Source organism: Micromonospora sp. ATLC20 (genome assembly GCF_057196585.1).
Window position 1 is genome coordinate 32,227 of record NZ_JBXUOV010000015.1, and the last position, 18,019, is coordinate 50,245.

At 72.0% G+C, this 18,019-nt stretch carries 14 protein-coding genes; 11 read left to right on the top strand and 3 right to left on the bottom strand.

The genetic code is table 11. The annotated features are described in order from the left end of the window. Nucleotides 1-88: 88 nt before the first annotated feature. Both AC2CHG_RS05845 and AC2CHG_RS05850 read left to right on the top strand, forming a co-directional pair. Entirely contained in the window at nt 89-805 is a 717-nt protein-coding gene (locus AC2CHG_RS05845; RefSeq protein ID WP_262014034.1) for a FadR/GntR family transcriptional regulator, read from the top strand. Nucleotides 806-996: 191 nt separating this feature from the next. After that, nucleotides 997-2,469, top strand: coding sequence for a P1 family peptidase (locus AC2CHG_RS05850; protein ID WP_484524306.1), 1,473 nt, complete (start codon nt 997-999; stop codon nt 2,467-2,469). Nucleotides 2,470-3,131: 662 nt separating this feature from the next. Here the strand turns inward: AC2CHG_RS05850 and AC2CHG_RS05855 are convergent. From AC2CHG_RS05855 to AC2CHG_RS05865, 3 genes are all read right to left on the bottom strand, one after another. After that, nucleotides 3,132-4,649 carry an ABC transporter substrate-binding protein gene (locus tag AC2CHG_RS05855; protein ID WP_262014036.1) on the bottom strand — a complete coding sequence of 506 codons (1,518 nt, stop codon included), beginning with the start codon at nt 4,647-4,649 and terminating at the stop codon, nt 3,132-3,134. 124 nt (nt 4,650-4,773) lie between these two features. Next, nucleotides 4,774-5,730: a formylglycine-generating enzyme family protein gene (locus tag AC2CHG_RS05860; protein WP_484524307.1), complete on the bottom strand. Its 957-nt coding sequence runs from the start codon at nt 5,728-5,730 to the stop codon at nt 4,774-4,776. A 7-nt stretch (nt 5,731-5,737) separates the two neighbouring features. Further along, nucleotides 5,738-6,826 (bottom strand): 3-isopropylmalate dehydrogenase, encoded by a 1,089-nt coding sequence (locus AC2CHG_RS05865; protein WP_262014038.1) that lies wholly within the window; start codon nt 6,824-6,826, stop codon nt 5,738-5,740. A 119-nt stretch (nt 6,827-6,945) separates the two neighbouring features. Here AC2CHG_RS05865 and pdxR point away from each other — a divergent pair, with 119 nt between their 5' ends. Genes pdxR through AC2CHG_RS05910 form a run of 9 tightly spaced genes read left to right on the top strand, consistent with a single transcriptional unit; the run spans nt 6,946 to nt 17,955 of the window. Then, nucleotides 6,946-8,538, top strand: a complete 1,593-nt coding sequence (pdxR, locus tag AC2CHG_RS05870) for a MocR-like pyridoxine biosynthesis transcription factor PdxR (RefSeq protein WP_484524308.1) — start codon at nt 6,946-6,948, stop codon at nt 8,536-8,538. A gap of 11 nt (nt 8,539-8,549) precedes the next feature. Further along, the gene (locus AC2CHG_RS05875; protein WP_484524309.1) at nt 8,550-9,794 is read left to right on the top strand and encodes a M20 family metallopeptidase; all 1,245 of its coding nucleotides are present in this window, start codon (nt 8,550-8,552) and stop codon (nt 9,792-9,794) included. Next, on the top strand, nt 9,791-11,233 hold the full coding sequence (locus AC2CHG_RS05880; protein ID WP_484524310.1) for an aldehyde dehydrogenase family protein: 1,443 nt from the start codon (nt 9,791-9,793) through the stop codon (nt 11,231-11,233). Before AC2CHG_RS05875 ends, AC2CHG_RS05880 begins: the two co-directional genes overlap by 4 nt. Nucleotides 11,234-11,255: 22 nt before the next feature. Next, nucleotides 11,256-12,200 carry an ABC transporter permease gene (locus tag AC2CHG_RS05885; protein ID WP_194800627.1) on the top strand — a complete coding sequence of 315 codons (945 nt, stop codon included), beginning with the start codon at nt 11,256-11,258 and terminating at the stop codon, nt 12,198-12,200. After that, on the top strand, nt 12,197-13,081 hold the full coding sequence (locus AC2CHG_RS05890) for an ABC transporter permease (RefSeq protein ID WP_013288207.1): 885 nt from the start codon (nt 12,197-12,199) through the stop codon (nt 13,079-13,081). Before AC2CHG_RS05885 ends, AC2CHG_RS05890 begins: the two co-directional genes overlap by 4 nt. A gap of 5 nt (nt 13,082-13,086) precedes the next feature. After that, entirely contained in the window at nt 13,087-14,073 is a 987-nt protein-coding gene (locus AC2CHG_RS05895; RefSeq protein WP_484524311.1) for an ABC transporter ATP-binding protein, read from the top strand. Next, entirely contained in the window at nt 14,070-14,894 is an 825-nt protein-coding gene (locus AC2CHG_RS05900) for an ATP-binding cassette domain-containing protein (RefSeq protein WP_318333014.1), read from the top strand. The genes AC2CHG_RS05895 and AC2CHG_RS05900 overlap by 4 nt, the downstream gene beginning before the upstream one ends. Next, on the top strand, nt 14,891-15,646 hold the full coding sequence (locus AC2CHG_RS05905; RefSeq protein WP_262014044.1) for an SDR family NAD(P)-dependent oxidoreductase: 756 nt from the start codon (nt 14,891-14,893) through the stop codon (nt 15,644-15,646). The genes AC2CHG_RS05900 and AC2CHG_RS05905 overlap by 4 nt, the downstream gene beginning before the upstream one ends. Nucleotides 15,647-15,654: 8 nt before the next feature. After that, entirely contained in the window at nt 15,655-17,955 is a 2,301-nt protein-coding gene (locus AC2CHG_RS05910) for an arylsulfatase (protein WP_484524312.1), read from the top strand. Nucleotides 17,956-18,019: the final 64 nt, after the last annotated feature.

Consider the following 18,019-nt stretch of genomic DNA (forward strand, 5'->3'; position numbering starts at 1 on the left):
CCGTACCGTTGTCCGCAGCGGCGCGAGGCCGCCGTGCGTCGGGAGGTTCGCCATGCCGAAGGGTGTCTCGTTCGCTCCAGTGCGAACCGTGAGGGCGTACGAGGGGATCGTCCGGCAGGTCGAGGAGCGGATCGCCGCCGGGGATCTGCGGCCGGGGGACCGGCTGCCGAGCGAGCGCGAGCTGACCACGCAGTTCGACGTCAGCAGGTCCACTGTGCGTGAGGCGCTGCGCGTGCTGGAGAGCAGCGGCCTGATCCGTTCCCGCCCCGGTGACCCGCTCGGGCCGCAGGTGATCGCCTCGACCGCCTCGGCGATGCGCAAGCTGTTCGCCCGGGTCGTGGACAGCCGGCGGCTCGGCGTGGCGGAGCTGCTCCAGTTCCGGATGATCATCGAGTCGGCGGCCGGATCGGTCGCCGCCCGGCTGGCGTCACCGTCCGAATTGGACGAGCTGGAGCAGGCGCTGACGGGCATGCGGGACGCGGTGGCCGACGGCTACGAGGCGTTCAGCGCGGCGGACGTCCGCTTCCACGAGCACGTCGCCCGGTTGTCGGGCAACGAGTTGCTCGTGCTCTGCCTCGACGCGGTACGGAGCATGGTCCTGGACCTGATCTCCACCAAGCTCGCGCAGGCCCCGGATCGGGAAGCGCTGATGGAGCGCACGCTGGCCCACCACCGCCGGGTTCTCGACGCGATGCGGGCGGGCGAAGCCGACGAGGTGGCCCGGCTGACCCGCCAGGAGTTGCACCACTACTACGCCGAGTACGTGCCGGAGGCGCGGCGCTCGATGGTGGACGTATTGCTCTGAATCCGCCTGATGTGGCCTGACCTCGGATTATCCGAGTCGGCCATCAGCTGAGCAGGCTCTTCCCTTCAACTGGTCTGACCAGTAGCCTCCGTCACATCTCGTCGTGTACCACGGGGGACCACCAGTTGCCCAATGCATCGACCGCCCCGGATCGGGGCGGAGGTCGCACCGCTTCACATGGGAGAAGCTGCATGAAGTCGTCCAGATTCGCCGCGTTCGCCGCGGCAGCCCTGGTCTGTCCGGGACTCGTGCTCGTCGGGTCGCCCGCGTCGGCCAACCCCGCCGCCGGTGCCCCGGGCGCCCACAACGCCATCACCGACGTCCCCGGCATCCAGGTCGGGCAGGTCCAGTCCGACACCGCTCCGTACCTGACCGGCACCTCGGTCGTCTACATGCCGCAGATGTCCGTGGCGAGTGTGGACCAGCGTGGTGGCGCCCCCGCCACCAAGGAGACCGACCTGCTCAGCCCGCTCAACTCCAACCCGGGCGTCAACGCGATCCAGCTCGGCGGCAGCAGCATGTACGGCCTGTCGGCCACCAACGGCATCATCCGCTGGCTGGAGGACCGCGGCGAGGGCGTACGCGTCGGCGCCGGCGGTGTGGCCCCGATCGTGCCGGCCGCTGACATCTTCGACCTCGGCCGCGGCGGCGACCCGAAGGCCCGCACCTCCGCCGAGTGGGGCTACCTCGCGGCACAGGCCACCTCGGACGGTCCCGTTCGCCAGGGCGGCGTCGGCGGTGGCACCGGTGCCCGTGGCGGCGGCATGCGCGGCGGCGTCGGCACCGCGAGCGTCCACCTCGGCGACGGCATCTACGTCGGCGCGATGGTGATCGTCAACCCGGCCGGCTCCCCGGTCGACCCGGCCGACTGCACCCTGTACGGCGTCAAGTACGGCATCGGCGACGAGTTCGCCGGGTACAAGGCTCCCAAGAAGAAGGAGTGCAACCCGCCGACGCCGCCGGCCGCCGCCGCCGAGCAGCCGGCAAACACCACGATCGCCGTGGTCGCCACCAACGCCCCGCTGGAGAAGGCCGCCGCGCAGCGCATGTCCGGCAACGCGCACGACGGCATGGCCCGCGCGATCAGCCCGATCCACACGCTCGGCGACGGCGACACCGTGTTCGCGGTGTCCACCGGCAAGGGCGAGGCGCTCCAGATCAACGACCCGGCCGACAGCCGCCAGCTCAACGCCATCTTCAACGCCGGCGCCAGCACGCTCGCCCGTGCCATCGCCAAGGCGGTCCTCTCGTCCGAGAGCATCGGCAACACCACCAGCTACTGCGACCGCTACCCCTCGGCCTGCAAGGGCATGAAGCAGCTCAAGCAGTGGCGTACCCAGGGCAACGCCCCGGACGTGACGCCGGAGACCTTCGCCGCGGCGACGCAGGCGCTGGCGCAGACCCCGGTCCCCGCGCCGGCCGGTGCCGACAACGGCAAGGGCAAGGACAAGCCCAAGCCCAAGGCCGCTCCGGCGGGCAACACCACGAACGACGCCGGTCAGGAGTCGCAGAACGGCATGGTTCTCGCCTCCGGTAACACCGGTGGTCCCACGCTCTCGACGGGCGTGACCACGGGCCTGCTGGCCGCCGCCATCCTCGGTGTCGGCCTGCTGGGGATGCACCTGCGGGGACGCCGCCGGACGCCCTCCGCCCCGCTCAGCTGACACACACGCTGTCTCACCTCGCGCCGGCACCGTAGGCGCGTGACGATCGAGGCGGGTTCCGTCCACCCGGACGGGACCCGCCTCACGTCGTTCCCAGCCCGCCGGTCCGCGCTTGATGTGACCGTCGATCTTGGAGTTGTGGCACCTCGCACAGCTCGCATACAGGGCATCCCAGGCGCCACAACTCCAAGATCGGCGGAGCGGGGCGTCCAAGGCCGACTCACTTCGCAGCACGTCAGCTCCTGGCGTGTGGAGCGCGAGGGGATCGCGCCGTCCCTCGGCAGCCCGGTGCATCGCGCTGGCGCCCAACGTAGAGGCCGCACCGTAGGGCTGGACGTGGTCGTCGGCCCGGGCGGAACACGTCCACCGCGGCTTAGCCCTCGCTCGGCAGTGCGTTGTGTCGACGCCCCGCGGTCCCGGACGCGCAGGGCTACACGCGGGCAGCACCTCGACTGCGTCAGTCCACTGCGCACCGATCACGGCTCCTCGGGCGTCCCCGGCCCTCCTAGCCCGTCGATCTTGCACTTGATGCCCTGGCGAACGGGGTCAAATCCCCCGCACCAGGGGCCGCAAGTGCAAGATCGCGGGGAGCGGGGAGCGGGGGATGACAGAAGGACCTGGTGGGCGGGAGCCCACCAGGTCCTTCTGTGTGCGTGGTGCGGTTACTTCTTGGAGACCTTGGTGACGTCGAAGGACTGGGTCACCGCGTCCTTCGGGTAGCCCTCGACGCCGTCGCGGATCACCGCGAGGTTCGGCAGCAGGAACAGCCAGTCGCTGGCGGCCTCCTGCGAGATGACCTTCGCGGCCTCGGCGAACTTCTTGTCCCGGGTCGCCGCGTCCAGAGCCGTGTCGGCCTCGTTCATGAGCTGCGTGACGGCCGGGTTCTTGTAGCGGTAGTAGTACTCCGGCTGGCCGTAGCGGACCAGGTCACGCGGCTCGACGTGGGCGATGATCGACAGGTCGTAGTTGGCCTTGCCGAGCACCTTGTCGAGCCACTGCGGCATCTCGACGTTGTTCTGGGTCACCTTGATGCCGACCTCGGCGAGCTGCGAGGCGACGAACTGCGCGGAGGCGCGGGCGTAGCCGGGCGGCGGGACGTCCATGGTCAGGGTGAGCCCGCCTGCGTGACCAGCCTCGGCGAGCAGCTGCTTGGCCTTGGCGGGGTCGTGCGGGAAGTCGCCGGTGCGGTCCTCGTACCACGGGTCGCTCGGCGGCACCATGCTGCCGATCTTCGTGCCGTACCCGGACCAGACGGTCTTGATGAGCGCGTCGTGGTCGATCGCGTGGCGGATGGCCTGGCGCACCCGGGCGTCGGCCAGCGGGCCCTTGGCGTTGTTCATCGCCAGGACGACCTCACCGGTCGTCTTGCCCTCGACCACCTCGAACTGCTTGTTGCCCTTGAACACCTCGAGCAGCTGCGGCGCCTGGATGTTCGCCACGATGTCGAGCTGGCCGGAGAGCATCGCGTTGTTCAGCGCGTTGGCGTCGGTGATGTACCGGAAGACGGCGGTGCCGACCTTGGCCTTCTCACCCCAGTAGCCGTCGTTGCGCACCAGCGTGATGCTGTCGCCGCGGTTCCACTTGTCGAACTTGAACGGGCCGGTGCCGTTCGGCTTCGTGCCCAGGTCGGTGGCGTTCTCCTTGAGCACCACACCGACCCGGCCGGCGACGTCGAACAGCCAGCTCTGGCTGGGCCGGGACAGCGTCACATCCACGGTGGAGGCATCGGGCGCCTCGACGGTCTTCACGACTGTCATCTGCGACTTGAACGGGTTCGTCGAGCCCTCGGCGGTGACCCGCTTGAAGCTCCACACCACGTCCTGCGCGGTGAGCTTCTGGCCGTCGTGGAAGGTCACGCCGTCGCGCAGCTTGAACGAGTACTTGGTGCCGTCGTCGGACACCTTCCACTCGCTGGCCAACAGCGGCTCCACCTCGCCGGTACCGGCGTTCTGGCGCACCAGGCCCTCGTACACGTTGTAGAGCAGGACCTGCGGGATCGCGGCGCCGGCCTCGGCGGTCAGGTCGAGGCTCACCGGCTCGAGGTAGGCGCCGAGGGTGACCGTACCGTTGCCGGAACCACCGCCGGTGGTGGTCTCGGAGTCGCCGTCGCTACTGCACGCGGTCAGAGCCAGCGCCGTGGCGAGCAGCACGGCGGGCAGCGTTATCTTCAGCCGATTCATTCGTGTGTCCCATCGCGAAGAACGCCAAGGGCGCTCGTAGCCTGTGAGGCGGGACACTATGAGCGTGGTACCCGATGCAAAAGGGCCAGTTCAGCGGGGTCGGCAGGTACCAATCAGCGTCCGGCTACCGGGCCACCCGGAACCCGGTGTTGCCGGTCGACGAGTCGACGGTGGTCCGACTCCGTGCTGCCACGCGGTATCGGTTGCAGTAGGAGTCGTGGCACAGGTACGAACCACCCCTGATGACGCTCTCACCTGGTGAGATGCGGCCGCGGTGGTCGCGCCAGGGTTCGGCCGTGAGTTCCCAAACGTTGCCCGCGACGTCGTACAGGCCGTAGCCGTTCGGCGGAAACGCGGTCACCGGAGAGGTGCCCGCGAACCCGTCTTCCGCGGTGTTGACAGTCGGGAAGACGCCCTGCCAGATGTTGCACATGTGCCGCCCGTCCGGGGTCAGCTCGTCGCCCCAGGCGTAGCGGGCCTGCGACAGGCCGCCGCGCGCCGCGTACTCCCACTCCGCCTCGGTCGCCAGCCGGGTGCCGGACCACAGGCAGTATGCCTCGGCGTCCCGGTGCGAGACGTGGACGACCGGGTGCCGCTCGCGTCCCCGTACGTCCGACCCGGGCCCGTCCGGGGCGGCCCAGTACGCCCCCTCGACGGCCAGCCACCACGGCGCCTGCGGCACGGACGCGTCCAGCACGTACGGGCGCGCGGACGGCGCCAGCAGCAGGTGGAAGACGAACGACCAGCCGTACCGCTCCGCATCAGTGCGGTAGCCGGTGGCGTCGGCGAAGCGGGCGAACTGCCGGTTCGTCACCGGTGTCGCGCCGATCGCGAACGGGCCCACGGTCACCGGCCGGACCGGTCCCTCCAGGTGCTCCGGGAAGCCCTCCGGGTCGTCGGTGCCCATGAGGAAGGTGCCGCCGGGCAGTGCGATCAGGTCGTCCGTACCCCCGTGTGGTGAGCGGACGGCACTCGCGCCCGCCGCGGCGCCGGTGCCGGCGGCGGGCGGGCGTCTCGGCGCGCAACACGGCGACGGCGGGGGAGTGCCCCCGCCGCCGTCCGGATCCGGTTCGGTGCTCACATCCGTGTCACGCCGGCAGGGCGTCCGCCTGGTGCGCGCCCTCGCCGATGACGGCGGCGACCGCGTCGCCGAAGTCCTCGGTCGACATGCCCATCTCCGGCCCGCGCATGGCGCCCAGGCGCGGCAGCACCGCCTTCACGCCGTCCTCCAGGCTGCGGGCCGCCTCCGGGTGACCCAGGTGCTCCAGCATCAGCGCGGCGCTGAGGATCGACCCGGCGGGGTTGGCCCAGCCGCGGCCGGCGATGTCCGGCGCGGAGCCGTGCACCGGCTCGAACATGCTCGGCGCCGACCCGGTCGGGTTGAGGTTGCCGCTGGCGGCCAGGCCGAGACCGCCCTGCACCGCGGCGCCCAGGTCGGTGATGATGTCGCCGAACAGGTTGTCGGTGACCACGACGTCGAACCGCTCCGGCTGCGTCACCAGGTAGAGGCACATCGCGTCGACGTGTACGTAGTCCACAGCGATGTCCGGGTACTCCGCCGAGACCTCCTCGAAGGTCCGCTGCCACAGGTCGCCGGCGTAGGTGAGGATGTTCGCCTTGTGCACCAGCGTCACGTGCTTGCGGCGGCCCAGGGCCAGCCGGAAACCGTGCCGGATGAGGCGCTCGACGCCCTTGCGGGTGTTCACCGACTCCTGGGTGGCGATCTCGTCCGGCCCGCCGCGGTGGATGAAGCCGCCCGCGCCGACGTACGCGCCCTCGGTGTTCTCCCGCAGGATCACCAGGTCGCACTGCTCGGGGCGCAGGCCGCCGATGGGCGTGGGCACACCCGGTAGCAGCTTGACCGGCCGCAGGTTCACGTACTGGTCGAACGCGGTCCGCAGGTGGATGACCAGGCCGCGTTCGAGCACGCCGGGCGGCACCGACGGGTCACCGACGGCGCCGAAGAGGATGGCGTCCGCCTTTGCCAGTTCCTGTTCCACGTCCGGCGGCACGACCTGGCCTGTTATCCGCCAGTAGTCCGCGCCGAGTTCGTAGTCCTCCCAGACCAGGTCGATCCCGAACCGTCGGGCGGCGGCGTCGCACGCCTTGACCGCCTGCGCGGTGACCTCCGGTCCGATGCCGTCGCCGGGCACCAGCGCGATTCGCTGGGCGCTCATGAGTCCACCCCTGTCCGCGTGCAGGAGACCGTCACCTGCCATCGCCCGGCCAAGCGTGGCGGGAACGGGCCCTCCGCAACAGGTCCAGGTCTCCGGCTAGGCTAGTACCAGCGGGACGCATGGGGCGTGTGCAGGGCGTACGACGACGGGACGAGGCGAGACCCCCGCGGGAGTGGGAGGTCGAGGTGGCGGATTTCCTGCTGCCGGTCAACCCGCAGAGCACGGTTCCGCTCTACGAACAGATCATCACCGGGCTCGAGGACGCCATCCTCGCCGGGCAGTACGACGACGGCCCGCTGCCGAGCACCCGCCGCCTGGCCGAGGCGCTCGGCGTCTCCCGGAACACGGTGCTGACCGCGTACGACCGGCTCATGGAGCAGGGTCTGATCGTGACCGTTCCGCGGCGCGGTCTCTACGTCTCCTCCGACGCGGTGGTGCGGATGCGGGCCGCGCGGCGGACCGCCCGCTCGCCGATGCAGCCGATCGACTGGGAGGCGCGGCTGCCGGAACCGCCGCCCACGCCGGTGCACCGGGATCCGGCCTGGTCACGGGCGCCGTTCCCGTTCGTGGTCGGCCAGCCCGACCCGTCCATGTTCCCGATCGGCGCGTGGGAGCGGGCGCAGCGGGAGGCGCTGCGGCAGGACGGGCTGTCCCGTGTCATCGGGGACGCCGGCCAGGCCGACGACCCGGAGCTGGTGCGTCAGCTCTGCGAGCACGTGCTGCCCGCGCGCGGCATCTCCGCCCACCCGGACCAGGTGATGATCACGCTGGGTTCGACGCACGCGCTGCACCTGCTGGCGAGCGTCCTCGTCCGGCCGGGCAGCGTGGTGCTCGTCGAGGACCCCGGCTACCCCGACGCGCGGACGATCATGCAGATGGCCGGCGCCGACGTGGTGCCCGGCGCGGTCGACGAGGACGGCCTGGTCGTCGAGGACCTGCCGGCCGACCTGCACGGCGCCCAGCTCGTCTACGTCACGCCGAGCCACCAGTACCCGACCGGCGCGACCATGTCGGCGTCCCGCCGTGAGGAGCTGCTGCGCCGGGCGGGCGCGGCGGACGCGGTGGTGATCGAGGACGACTACGACCCGGAGATGACGTTCCGGGGGATGCCCGCGGTGGCGGTGCGGGCGCTCGACGACGAGGACCGCGTGGTCTACCTCGGCAGCTTCAGCAAACTGCTGGCGCCCGGCCTGCGGCTCGGGTACGTGGTGGCGTCCCCGGCGCTCGTGGACGCCATGCGGGCCCGCTCCCGCTACGTGCTGCGTCACCCGCCCGGCCCGATGCAACGCGCCCTCGCGCAGATGATCGCCAGCCGCGACCTGGCCCGTCACGTGCGCCGCGTCCGCGCCCACTACCTGGGGCTGTACGAGGAGATGGTGCGGGCGGTCGAGCGGCACGTGCGCTGGGGACCGCAGCCGGTGCCGCGCGGCGGGCTGGCCCGGTGGATCACCGGCCCGCCGGGGCTGGACGCCGGTGAACTGGCCCGCGAGCTGCGCCGGCAGGGCGTGCTGCTGGACCCGGGCGCGCCGTACTGGGCCGCCCGGCCGGCCCCGCGTCACCACCTGCGCCTGGGGTACCAGGTGATGCCGCTGGACCGGATCGACGAGGGGGTGCGGCGGGTCGTCGAGGCGGTAGAAGACCAGGTCCGGCCGCGACTGGTACCCCCGCCGACCCGGAAACTGGACGTTCCCCTCCGGGGGCGGAGTTCGTAACCTCCGACGCCATGACGTCGGACACCCACGCCTCCCTCCGCGCCGGCCATCTCGTGGACGAGCAAGCCGTCGTGTCGCTCACCCAGGACCTGGTCCGCATCCCTTCGACCTGGGACGCGGGGCGCGGGCGAAGCGAGCAGCCCGCGGCGGAACTCGTCGCGCAGGTCATGCGGGGGTTCGGCTGGCGGCCGGAGGCCACCGAGGTCGTCCCCGGGCGCCCCAACGTCGTCGCTGTGGTGGACGGCGGCCTGCCCGGCCCGACGCTGATGTTCGAGGGGCACACCGACGTCGTCACCGAGGGCGCTCCCGAGGAGTGGACCGTCGACCCGTTCGGCGGCGACATCGTCGACGGGCGGCTGTACGGTCGCGGCTCCGCCGACATGAAGGCCGGCGTCGCCGCGATGATCCACGCGGCCCGGGCCGTCGAGCTGGCCGGGCCGTTCCCGGGCCGGATCGTGGTGGCGGCCCTGGTGGACGAGGAGGGCCAGATGCTCGGGGCGAAGCACTTCACCACCACGGCGCTGGCCCGCGAGGTGGACGCCGCGATCATCTGTGAGCCGGAGGCGGAGGAGATCTGCGCGGTCGCCAAGGGCGCCGTCCGGCTGCTTGTCACCTGCACCGGCAAGATGGCGCACGGCGCGATGCCGCAGCACGGCCGCAACCCCGTCCCCGCGGTGGCCGAGCTGGTCGCCGCGCTCGGCCGGTACCAGAAGGAACTGCAGGCCGACCCGGGTGAGCACGTGCACCTCGGCCCGACGTACCTGACCCCCACGGTCCTGGACGCCGGCTCCGCCGACCAGCTCAACGTCATCCCCGGTCGCGCCGTCCTCGGCGTGGACTGCCGGACCGTACCCGGTGTCGACCACGCCGCCCTCGCCGCGCGGGTCCGCTCCGACGCCGACGCCATCGGCGCCCGGCACGGCGTCACCTTCGCCGTCGAGGTCGTCGACGACCGGCCGTGCGCGGTGACACCGGAGGACCACCCGATCTCGCTCGCCGTGGCCGGGGCGCACCGCGCCGTCACCGGTGCCGAGCCCGTCTTCGGCGGCGTGCCCGGCGCGACCGACGGCACCATCCTGTGGCGCGACAGCGGCATCCCGAACGTGGTGTACGGCCCCGGCCCGAAGTGGATCGCCCACCAGCCCGACGAGTACGTCGAGGTCGACGACATCGTCCGCAAGACGAAGGTGTACGCCGAGGCGGCGCTGGCCTTCCTCACCGGTGCCACCGGCGCCCGGGCGGGTGCGGCGTCGTGACCGCGCAGGAGCTGCTGACCGCGCTGCCCGCCGGACTGCCGATCGGCGCGGGCTGGACCAGCACCGCGCAGACCGCGCCGGTGCGCTTCCCGTACGACGGCAGCACAGTCACCCAGGCGCCGTGGGGCGACACCGCCGACGCGGAGGCGGCTGTCGAGGCCGCGCAGGGGGTCGCCGCGGAGATGGCCGGGCTGCCCGGCCACCGGCGGCGCGCGATCCTGACGGCAGTCGCCGCCGAGGTGCGCGCCCGCGCCGATTCGCTGGCCGAGCTGCTGGTCCTGGAGACCGGCAAGCCGCTCGTCGACTGCCGGGTCGAGGTCGCCCGCACGCTTGTCACGCTGGAGACGGCCGCCGAGGAGGTCGGGCACCTGACCGGCGAGACGGTGGCGCTGGACATGCAGCCGGCCGGCGAGGGCATGCTCGGTTTCTGGGTACGCCGCCCGGTCGGCGTCGTCGTCGGCATCACCGGGTTCAACTACCCGCTGCTCCTGGCCGCCCACAAGGTCGCGCCGTCGATCGCGGCGGGCTGCCCGGTGATCGTCAAGCCGGCGCCGAACACGCCGCTGGCCACGCTCGTGCTCGTGGACCTGTTCCGCGCGGCGGGCTGCCCGGCCGCGGGCGTCCAGCTCGTCACCGGTGGCGTCGAGGTCGGCAAGCTCCTGACCACGCACCCCGGCGTCGCGGCCGTGTCGTTCACCGGGTCGGCGCACGTCGGCCACCAGATCGCCCGCGCCGCGGCCCCGCGCAAGGTGCTGCTGGAACTCGGGTCCAACGCGGCGCTCGTCGTCGGCCGCGACGCCGACCTCGACCGGGCCGCCGAAGCGGTCGTACGCGGCGGGTTCTACGCCTCCGGTCAGGCGTGCATCAGCGTGCAGCGGGTGATCGTCGAGGAGCCGGTCCGCGAGGCGCTGCTGGACCGCCTCCAGCCGCTGCTGGCGACGGTCACCACCGGTGACCCCCGGTCCGCCGACACCCGTGTGTCCGCCCTGGTGGACGAGGCGTCCACCGAGCGGGTCCACTCGTGGGTGGACCGCGCGGTCGCCGCCGGGGCGCGCTGCCTGGCCGGCGGTACGGCGCAGGGCCGGGTGCTGCAACCGACTGTGCTCGTCGACGTCCCCGAGGACGCCGAGTGCTGGGCGGAGGAGATCTTCGGTCCGGTGGTCTGCGTCCGGTCGGTGCCCGACATGGACGCCGCGGTCGAGCTGGTCAACCGGTCGCGCTACGGGCTCCAGGCCGCCGTCTTCACCCGTGATCTGGCGGTGGCCCTGGACGTCGTGCGCCGTCTCGACGTCGGCGGGGTGCTCGTCAACGAGGTGCCCGGCTTCCGCGCCGACAACATGCCGTACGGCGGCGTCAAGGACTCCGGCATCGGCCGGGAGGGACCGCGCTTCGCCATGGAGGAGCTGACCGTGACCAAGATGGTGATGATCAGGCCATGACTCGGAGTGGGAGCACACACGCATGGTGATCTACTTCGTCCGGCGGCTGGCCATCCTCGCGGTATCCCTGTTCGCCGCGTCGATCCTCGTCTTCACGATGCTCTCGCTGCTGCCGGGCGACCAGGCGCAGGCGATGCTGGGTGTGAACGCGACCCCGGAGGCGCTGGAGGCGCTGCGGGAACAGTTCGGGACGAACCGGCCGTTCACCGAGCGGTACCTCGACTGGGCGGGCGGCCTGATCCGCGGTGACTTCGGCATCTCGCCGCTCAGCGGGGTGTCGGTCGGCTCGGAGATCGCCGACAAGCTCGGCGTGACGGTGCCGCTGATCCTGGCCGGGATGACGCTGGCGCTGCTCATCGCCGTACCGCTGGGCATCCTCGCCGCGGTGAAGAGCCGCACCGCGATCGGGACGGCGCTGTCCGCGCTGAGCCAGGTCGGCATCGCCGTGCCGTCGTTCTGGCTGGGCATCCTGCTCATCACCGTGTTCGCGGTGAAGTTGCAGTGGCTGCCCGCCGGCGGGTTCACCGGATGGGACGACGTCGGCGGCGCCGTGCAGGCCCTGCTGATGCCGGCGCTGGTCCTCGGCGTGGCCCAGGGCGCGATCCTGATGCGCTACGTCCGGTCCGCGGTGGTCGAGGTCATGCAGGAGGACTTCATCCAGACCGCGCGGGCCAAGGGGCTCAGCCGCTCGCAGGCGCTGACCCGGCACGCACTGCGCAACGCGGCCATCCCGGTCATCACCGTCCTCGGTCTGCAACTCGCGACGCTGCTCATCGGCACCGTCGTGATCGAGAACGTCTTCGGCCTGCCCGGCCTCGGCCGGATGCTGCTGCAGGACGTCGGCAACCGCGACCTGCTGAAGGTGCAGGGCACCGTGATGGTGCTGACCGCCGCGGTGCTTCTGATCAACTTCGTCGTCGACGTGGTGTACCACGCGGTCGACCCCAGGCTGAGGAGCAAGGCATGACATCAGTCGCCGACGCCCCACCGGACGCCACCGCCGACGTCGTCGCGGCCGGCCCCGTCAAGCCGCGCCGCCGCTGGAACCTCACGCTGGTGATCGGCGCCGGCCTGGTGGGCCTGGTCGTCCTCACCGCGCTCGTGTCGTTCCTCTGGACGCCGTACGACCCCACCCGGGTCGACCCGTCGCAGACGCTGCTGTCCCCGGGTGGGGACCACTGGCTCGGCACCGACCACTTCGGCCGGGACATCGTCAGCCAGCTCCTCGTCGGCGCGCGGACCACACTGTTCGTCGGTGTGGTCGCCGTCGCGATCGCCGCCGCTGTGGGCGTACCTCTGGGTCTGCTCGCCGCCACCGGGCACCGCTGGCTCAGCGAGCCGGTGATGCGGGCGCTGGACATCGTGTTCGCGTTCCCGGCCATCCTGCTGGCCATCATCCTGGCCGCCGGCTTCGGTGCCTCCACGCTCACCGGCATGATCGCGATCGGCGTCGCCAACGTGCCGGTGTTCGGCCGCCTCACCCGGGCCGGCGCGATGCAGGTGCTGCAAAGCGACTTCGTGCTCGCCGCGCGCAGCTACGGCCGCCGGGGCGTGGTGCTCATGGTCCGGTACGTGCTGCCGAACATCGCGGCCCTGCTCATCGTGCAGGCGTCGGTGTCGTTCGCGCACGCGGTGCTCGCCGAGGCGGCGCTGTCGTACCTCGGGTACGGCACCCCGCCACCGACCCCCACCTGGGGCCGGATGCTCCAGGAGGCCCAGAACTACTTCGTCGTGCAGCCGATGCTCGCCGTCTGGCCCGGTCTGGCCATCGCCCTGTCGGTGCTCGGCTTCAACCTCATGGGCGACGGGCTGCGCGACGCCCTCGACCCGCGGCTGAGAGGACGGTGAGCGGCGTGAGCGGGCTCGTGGTGGAGGACCTCGTCGTCAAGGTCCACGACATCCAGGCCGTCAAGGGCGTCTCGTTCGAGATCGGGCGGGGCCGGCGGATGGGGCTGATCGGCGAGTCCGGCTGCGGCAAGTCCCTGACCGCGCTCGCGCTGATGGGCCTGCTGCCCCACGGCGTGACCGCGACCGGGCGGGTGCTGCTGAACGGCCGCAACCTGCTCGACCTGTCCGACAGGGAGATGTGCGCGGTCCGCGGCAACGACATCGCCATGGTGTTCCAGGAGCCGATGACGGCGCTGAACCCGCTGATGCGGGTCGGCAACCAGGTCGCCGAGTCGCTGCGGCTGCACAAGGGGATGAGCCGCGCGGCGGCCTCGGCCCGGGCCGTCGAACTGCTCGAACGGGTCCAGCTGCCCGAGCCCGACCGGACCGCGCGCAAGTACCCGCACCAGCTCTCCGGCGGTCAGCGGCAGCGCGTCGTGCTCGCCATCGCGCTGGCGTGCGACCCGGCCGTGCTGGTCGCGGACGAGCCCACCACCGCGCTGGACGTCACGGTGCAGGCGGAGATGCTGCGGCTGATGGACACGCTGGTGCGCGAGGAGGGCGCGTCGCTGCTGCTCATCACGCACGACCTGCCCGTCGTCGCCAGCATCTGCGAGGAACTGCTCGTCATGTACGGCGGCTCGATCGTCGAGCACGGCGACGTGGCGACGGTGTTCGACTCGCCCCGGCACCCGTACACGGCGGGCCTGCGGGCGTCCACGGTGCTGGAGAGCACCGACGGAAGCGGCCGGCTGTCGACGATCCCGGGCCGCGTCCCGTCGCTCGGTTCGTTCCCCACCGGCTGCGTCTACCGCAACCGATGCCCGCGCGCCGACGACGTCTGCGGCACGGTGCCGCTGCTGACGGCGCCGCCCGGCAGCACCCAGCGGGCCGCCTGCCACCACCCGATCGAGAGCGACCAGCCCCTAGGAAGCGGGAAGGCCAGCGCATGACCACCACCCCGTTGCTGGAAGCCGTCGACGTGGTGCGCGAGTACCGCGCCCCGCGGCGGTCGCTGCGTACGCCGGGCCAGCCGATCCGCGCGCTCGACGGCGTGAGCGTGCAGGTCCACGAGGGCGAGGCGTTCGGCATCGTGGGGGAGAGCGGCTCCGGCAAGTCCACACTGTCGCGCATCCTCATGGCCCTCGACCAGCCGACGTCCGGCACCGCCTTCTACAACGGGCAGCGGATCAGCGGCGTACCGGAGCGGCGGCTCGGGTTCCTGCGCCGCGACGTGCAGATGGTGCTCCAGGATCCGATGTCGTCGCTGAACCCGCGCATGCGCGTCGCGGACATCATCGCGGAGCCGATGCGCGCGCTGCGCCTGCCCGGCGACCACCGGGCCCGCGTCGCCGAGCTGATGCACTCGGTGGGTCTGCCCGAGGAGGCGGTGACCCGCTACCCGCACCAGTTCTCCGGCGGCCAGCGGCAGCGCATCGCCATCGCCCGCGCCCTCGCGGCCGGGCCGAAGGTCATCGTCGGCGACGAGCCGGTCAGCGCGCTCGACGTCTCGGTCCGCGCGCAGATCCTCAACCTGCTCACCGACCTGGCCGAGCAGTTCAAGCTGACCCTGATCCTGGTCTCCCACGACCTGTCCGTCGTCCGGTACCTCTGCGACCGGATCGCGGTGATGAACCAGGGCCGGATCGTCGAGACGGGTGACACCGAATCGATCTACTCCGACCCCCGGCACCCCTACACCCAGAGGCTGCTGTCCGCGGTGCCCACCCTGAGCGGCGACCTCCTGGACCGATTCAACAGGAGCAGCACATGAGGTTGGTTGACCGCGTCGCCGTCGTCACCGGAGGCGCCAGCGGCATCGGACTGGCCACCGTCGGCCGGCTCGTCGAGGAGGGCGCGCGCGTCGTCATCGCCGACCTCGACGGCGACCGCGCCGCCGGGGCCGCCGCCGGCTTCGGGTCCGCCGTGGTCGGCGTGGCCTGCGACGTCACCCGGGCCGCCGACTGCCGCGCCGCCGTCGAGACCGCCGTCGAGCGGTTCGGCCGGCTCGACCTCATGCACGCGAACGCCGGTACGCCGTTCACCGGCCCGCTCGACGAGGTGGACGAGGCGACGCTGGACCGCGTGGTCGACGTGAACCTCAAGGGTGCGTTCTGGACCGCGCAGGCCGCCGCGCCCGCGCTGATCGAGGCCGGTGGCGGCGCGATCGTGTTCACCGCGTCGCTGCAGGCCGTCATCGCCCGTCCCCGGTACGCGCCGTACACCGCCGCCAAGCACGGCGTCATCGGCCTGATGAAGGCGCTGGCGCTGGAGCTGGCGCCGCACGGCGTCCGGGTCAACGCGATCGCCCCGGCGGCGACCGAGACGCCGATGCTCTCGGCGTTCCTGGGCGGGATGGGAGACGTGCCGGACAGCGCGCGGGAGAACTTCCGGGCGTCGATCCCGCTGGGCCGCATGGCGACGCCGCGCGACTCCGCCGACGCGGTGGTGTTCCTCGCCAGCGACGAGGCGCGCATGATCACGGGCCACACGCTCGTCCTCGACGGCGGCACGACGGCCGGCTGAGGCGTACCGTGACCGGACCTCTGGCGGACCCTCCGTACGAGGGGACCATCGGACGCACCTACGGCGAGTCGACGGAGCACTGGAGCGCGCCGCAATCGGCCGCCGCGGGTACGCCGAACGTGGTGTACGTGCTGCTGGACGACGTCGGGTTCGCCGACTTCGGCTGCTTCGGCGCCGAGATCGACACCCCGACGATCGACCGCCTGGCCGCCTCCGGGCTGCGGTACACCAACTTCCACACCTCTCCGCTGTGCTCGCCGACCCGGGCCAGCGTGCTCACCGGCCGCAACCACCACAGCGTCGGCATGCGCATGCTGTCCAACTTCGACAGCGGCTTCCCGAGCGGGCGGGGGCGGATCACCCACGCCGCGGCCACAGTCGCGGAGATGCTCGCCGACGCCGGGTTCAACACGATGGCGGTCGGCAAGTGGCACGTCGCGCCGCTGGAGCACACCACGCCGTCCGGCCCGTACGACCAGTGGCCGCTGGGCCGCGGCTTCGAGCGGTACTACGGCTTCCTGGAGGCCGAGACCGACAACTTCTATCCGGAGCTGGTGTACGACAACCACCAGGTGGACCCGCCGGCCACCCCGGAGGAGGGCTACCACCTCACCGAGGACCTCACCGACCGGGCCATCGGGTTCGTCCGGGACCAGACCTCGTTCACCCCGGAGAAGCCGTTCTTCCTCTACCTGGCGTACGCCGCGGCGCACGCGCCGCACCAGGCCCCGCCGGACTACCTGGCGAAGTACCGGGGCCGCTACGACGCCGGCTGGGACGTCATCCGCGCGGACCGGCACCGGCGGCAGATCGGACTCGGCATCATCCCGCCGGAGGCGCCGCTGCCACCGCACAACCCCGGCGTCGTGCCGTGGGACGACGTGCCGCCGGAGCAGCGGCGCCTGTTCGCCCGCATGCAGGAGGCGTACGCGGCGATGGTCGACCACACCGACGCCCAGCTCGGGCGTCTGGTCGACTTCCTGGAGCGGATCGGCCGGCTCGACAACACCGTCTTCGTGGTCATGTCGGACAACGGCGCGAGCCCCGAGGGCACGCCCCTCGGCACGCTCAACCCCACCGCTTTCCAGAACCGGGTGCCGGAGAACCTCCAGGACAGCCTGGACCGGATCGACGAGATCGGCGGCCCGCGCGCGCAGAGCAACTACCCGCTGGGCTGGGCGCAGGTCAGCAACACCCCGTTCCGCCGCTACAAGCAGCACACCCACGAGGGCGGCGTCCGGGTGCCGTTCGTGCTGAGCTGGCCGGCCGGTGGCGTACCCGGCGGGGAGGTGCGGACGCAGTTCCAGCACAGCATCGACGTCACCGCGACGGTGCTGGACCTCGTCGGGGTGCGGCCGCCCGCGGTGCGCCGGGGCGTACCGCAGATGCCGCTGCACGGCCGCAGCTTCCGCGACGGGCTGCGCGACCCGGCGGCGCCGCCGTCGCGGGACCGCCAGTACTTCGAGATGTTCGGCCATCGCGGCATCTACCACCAGGGCTGGAAGGCTGTCGCGTTCCACGAGCGGGGCACCTCGTGGGACGAGGACCGCTGGGAGCTGTACCGGATCGACGAGGACCCGACCGAGAGCCGGGACCTGGCCGCCGAGCACCCGGAGGTGCTGCGGCGTCTCATCGAGGAGTTCTGGATCGAGGCGGCCCGCTACGACGTGCTGCCGCTTGACGACAGGGGATTCGCCATCCGGGCCCGGGTGCCGCGCCCCGGATCGGTGCGGGACCGGCTGGACTTCACGTACCTGGCGGGCGTACCGACGATCTCCGGTGCGGCGGTGCCGCCGACGATGAACCGTTCGCACGCCATCACCGCGCGGGTGCACCGCACCGACGTCACCCAGGGCGGCGTGATCGTGGTGCTCGGCAACGTCAGCGGCGGCTACGTGCTGCACATCCAGGACAACCACCTGGTGTACGAGTACAACCACCTCGGCACCCACTACGTGCTGCGGTCCGAGGGCGAGTTGCCGCTGGGCCCGGTGGAGCTGACCTTCGAGCTGACGAAGACGGCCGACTGCCAGGGCACCGGCCGCCTCTACGTGGACGGCGAGGCGGCGGGCGAGGCGCTGTTCCCGCGACTGCTGCCGTTCTTTCACGGCTTCGCCGGCATGGACGTCGGGCGCAGCATCCACTCGCCGGTGTCGTCGAGCTACCCGGCCCGGCACGAGTTCTCCGGCGAGCTGGAGTACGTGCGGTTCCGCCTCGCCGCGTCCGAGGAGGTGGGTGAGCCCATCGCACCGGCGGGCGACGTCGCGCCGCGTCCGTCGGCCGGCGTCGGGTTCGAGGTCGTGGACTGACGCGCGCCCGCGCGCCCGCGCGCCCGCGCGTACGGCGACGGCGCGTGGACGGACCTCCTTGTCC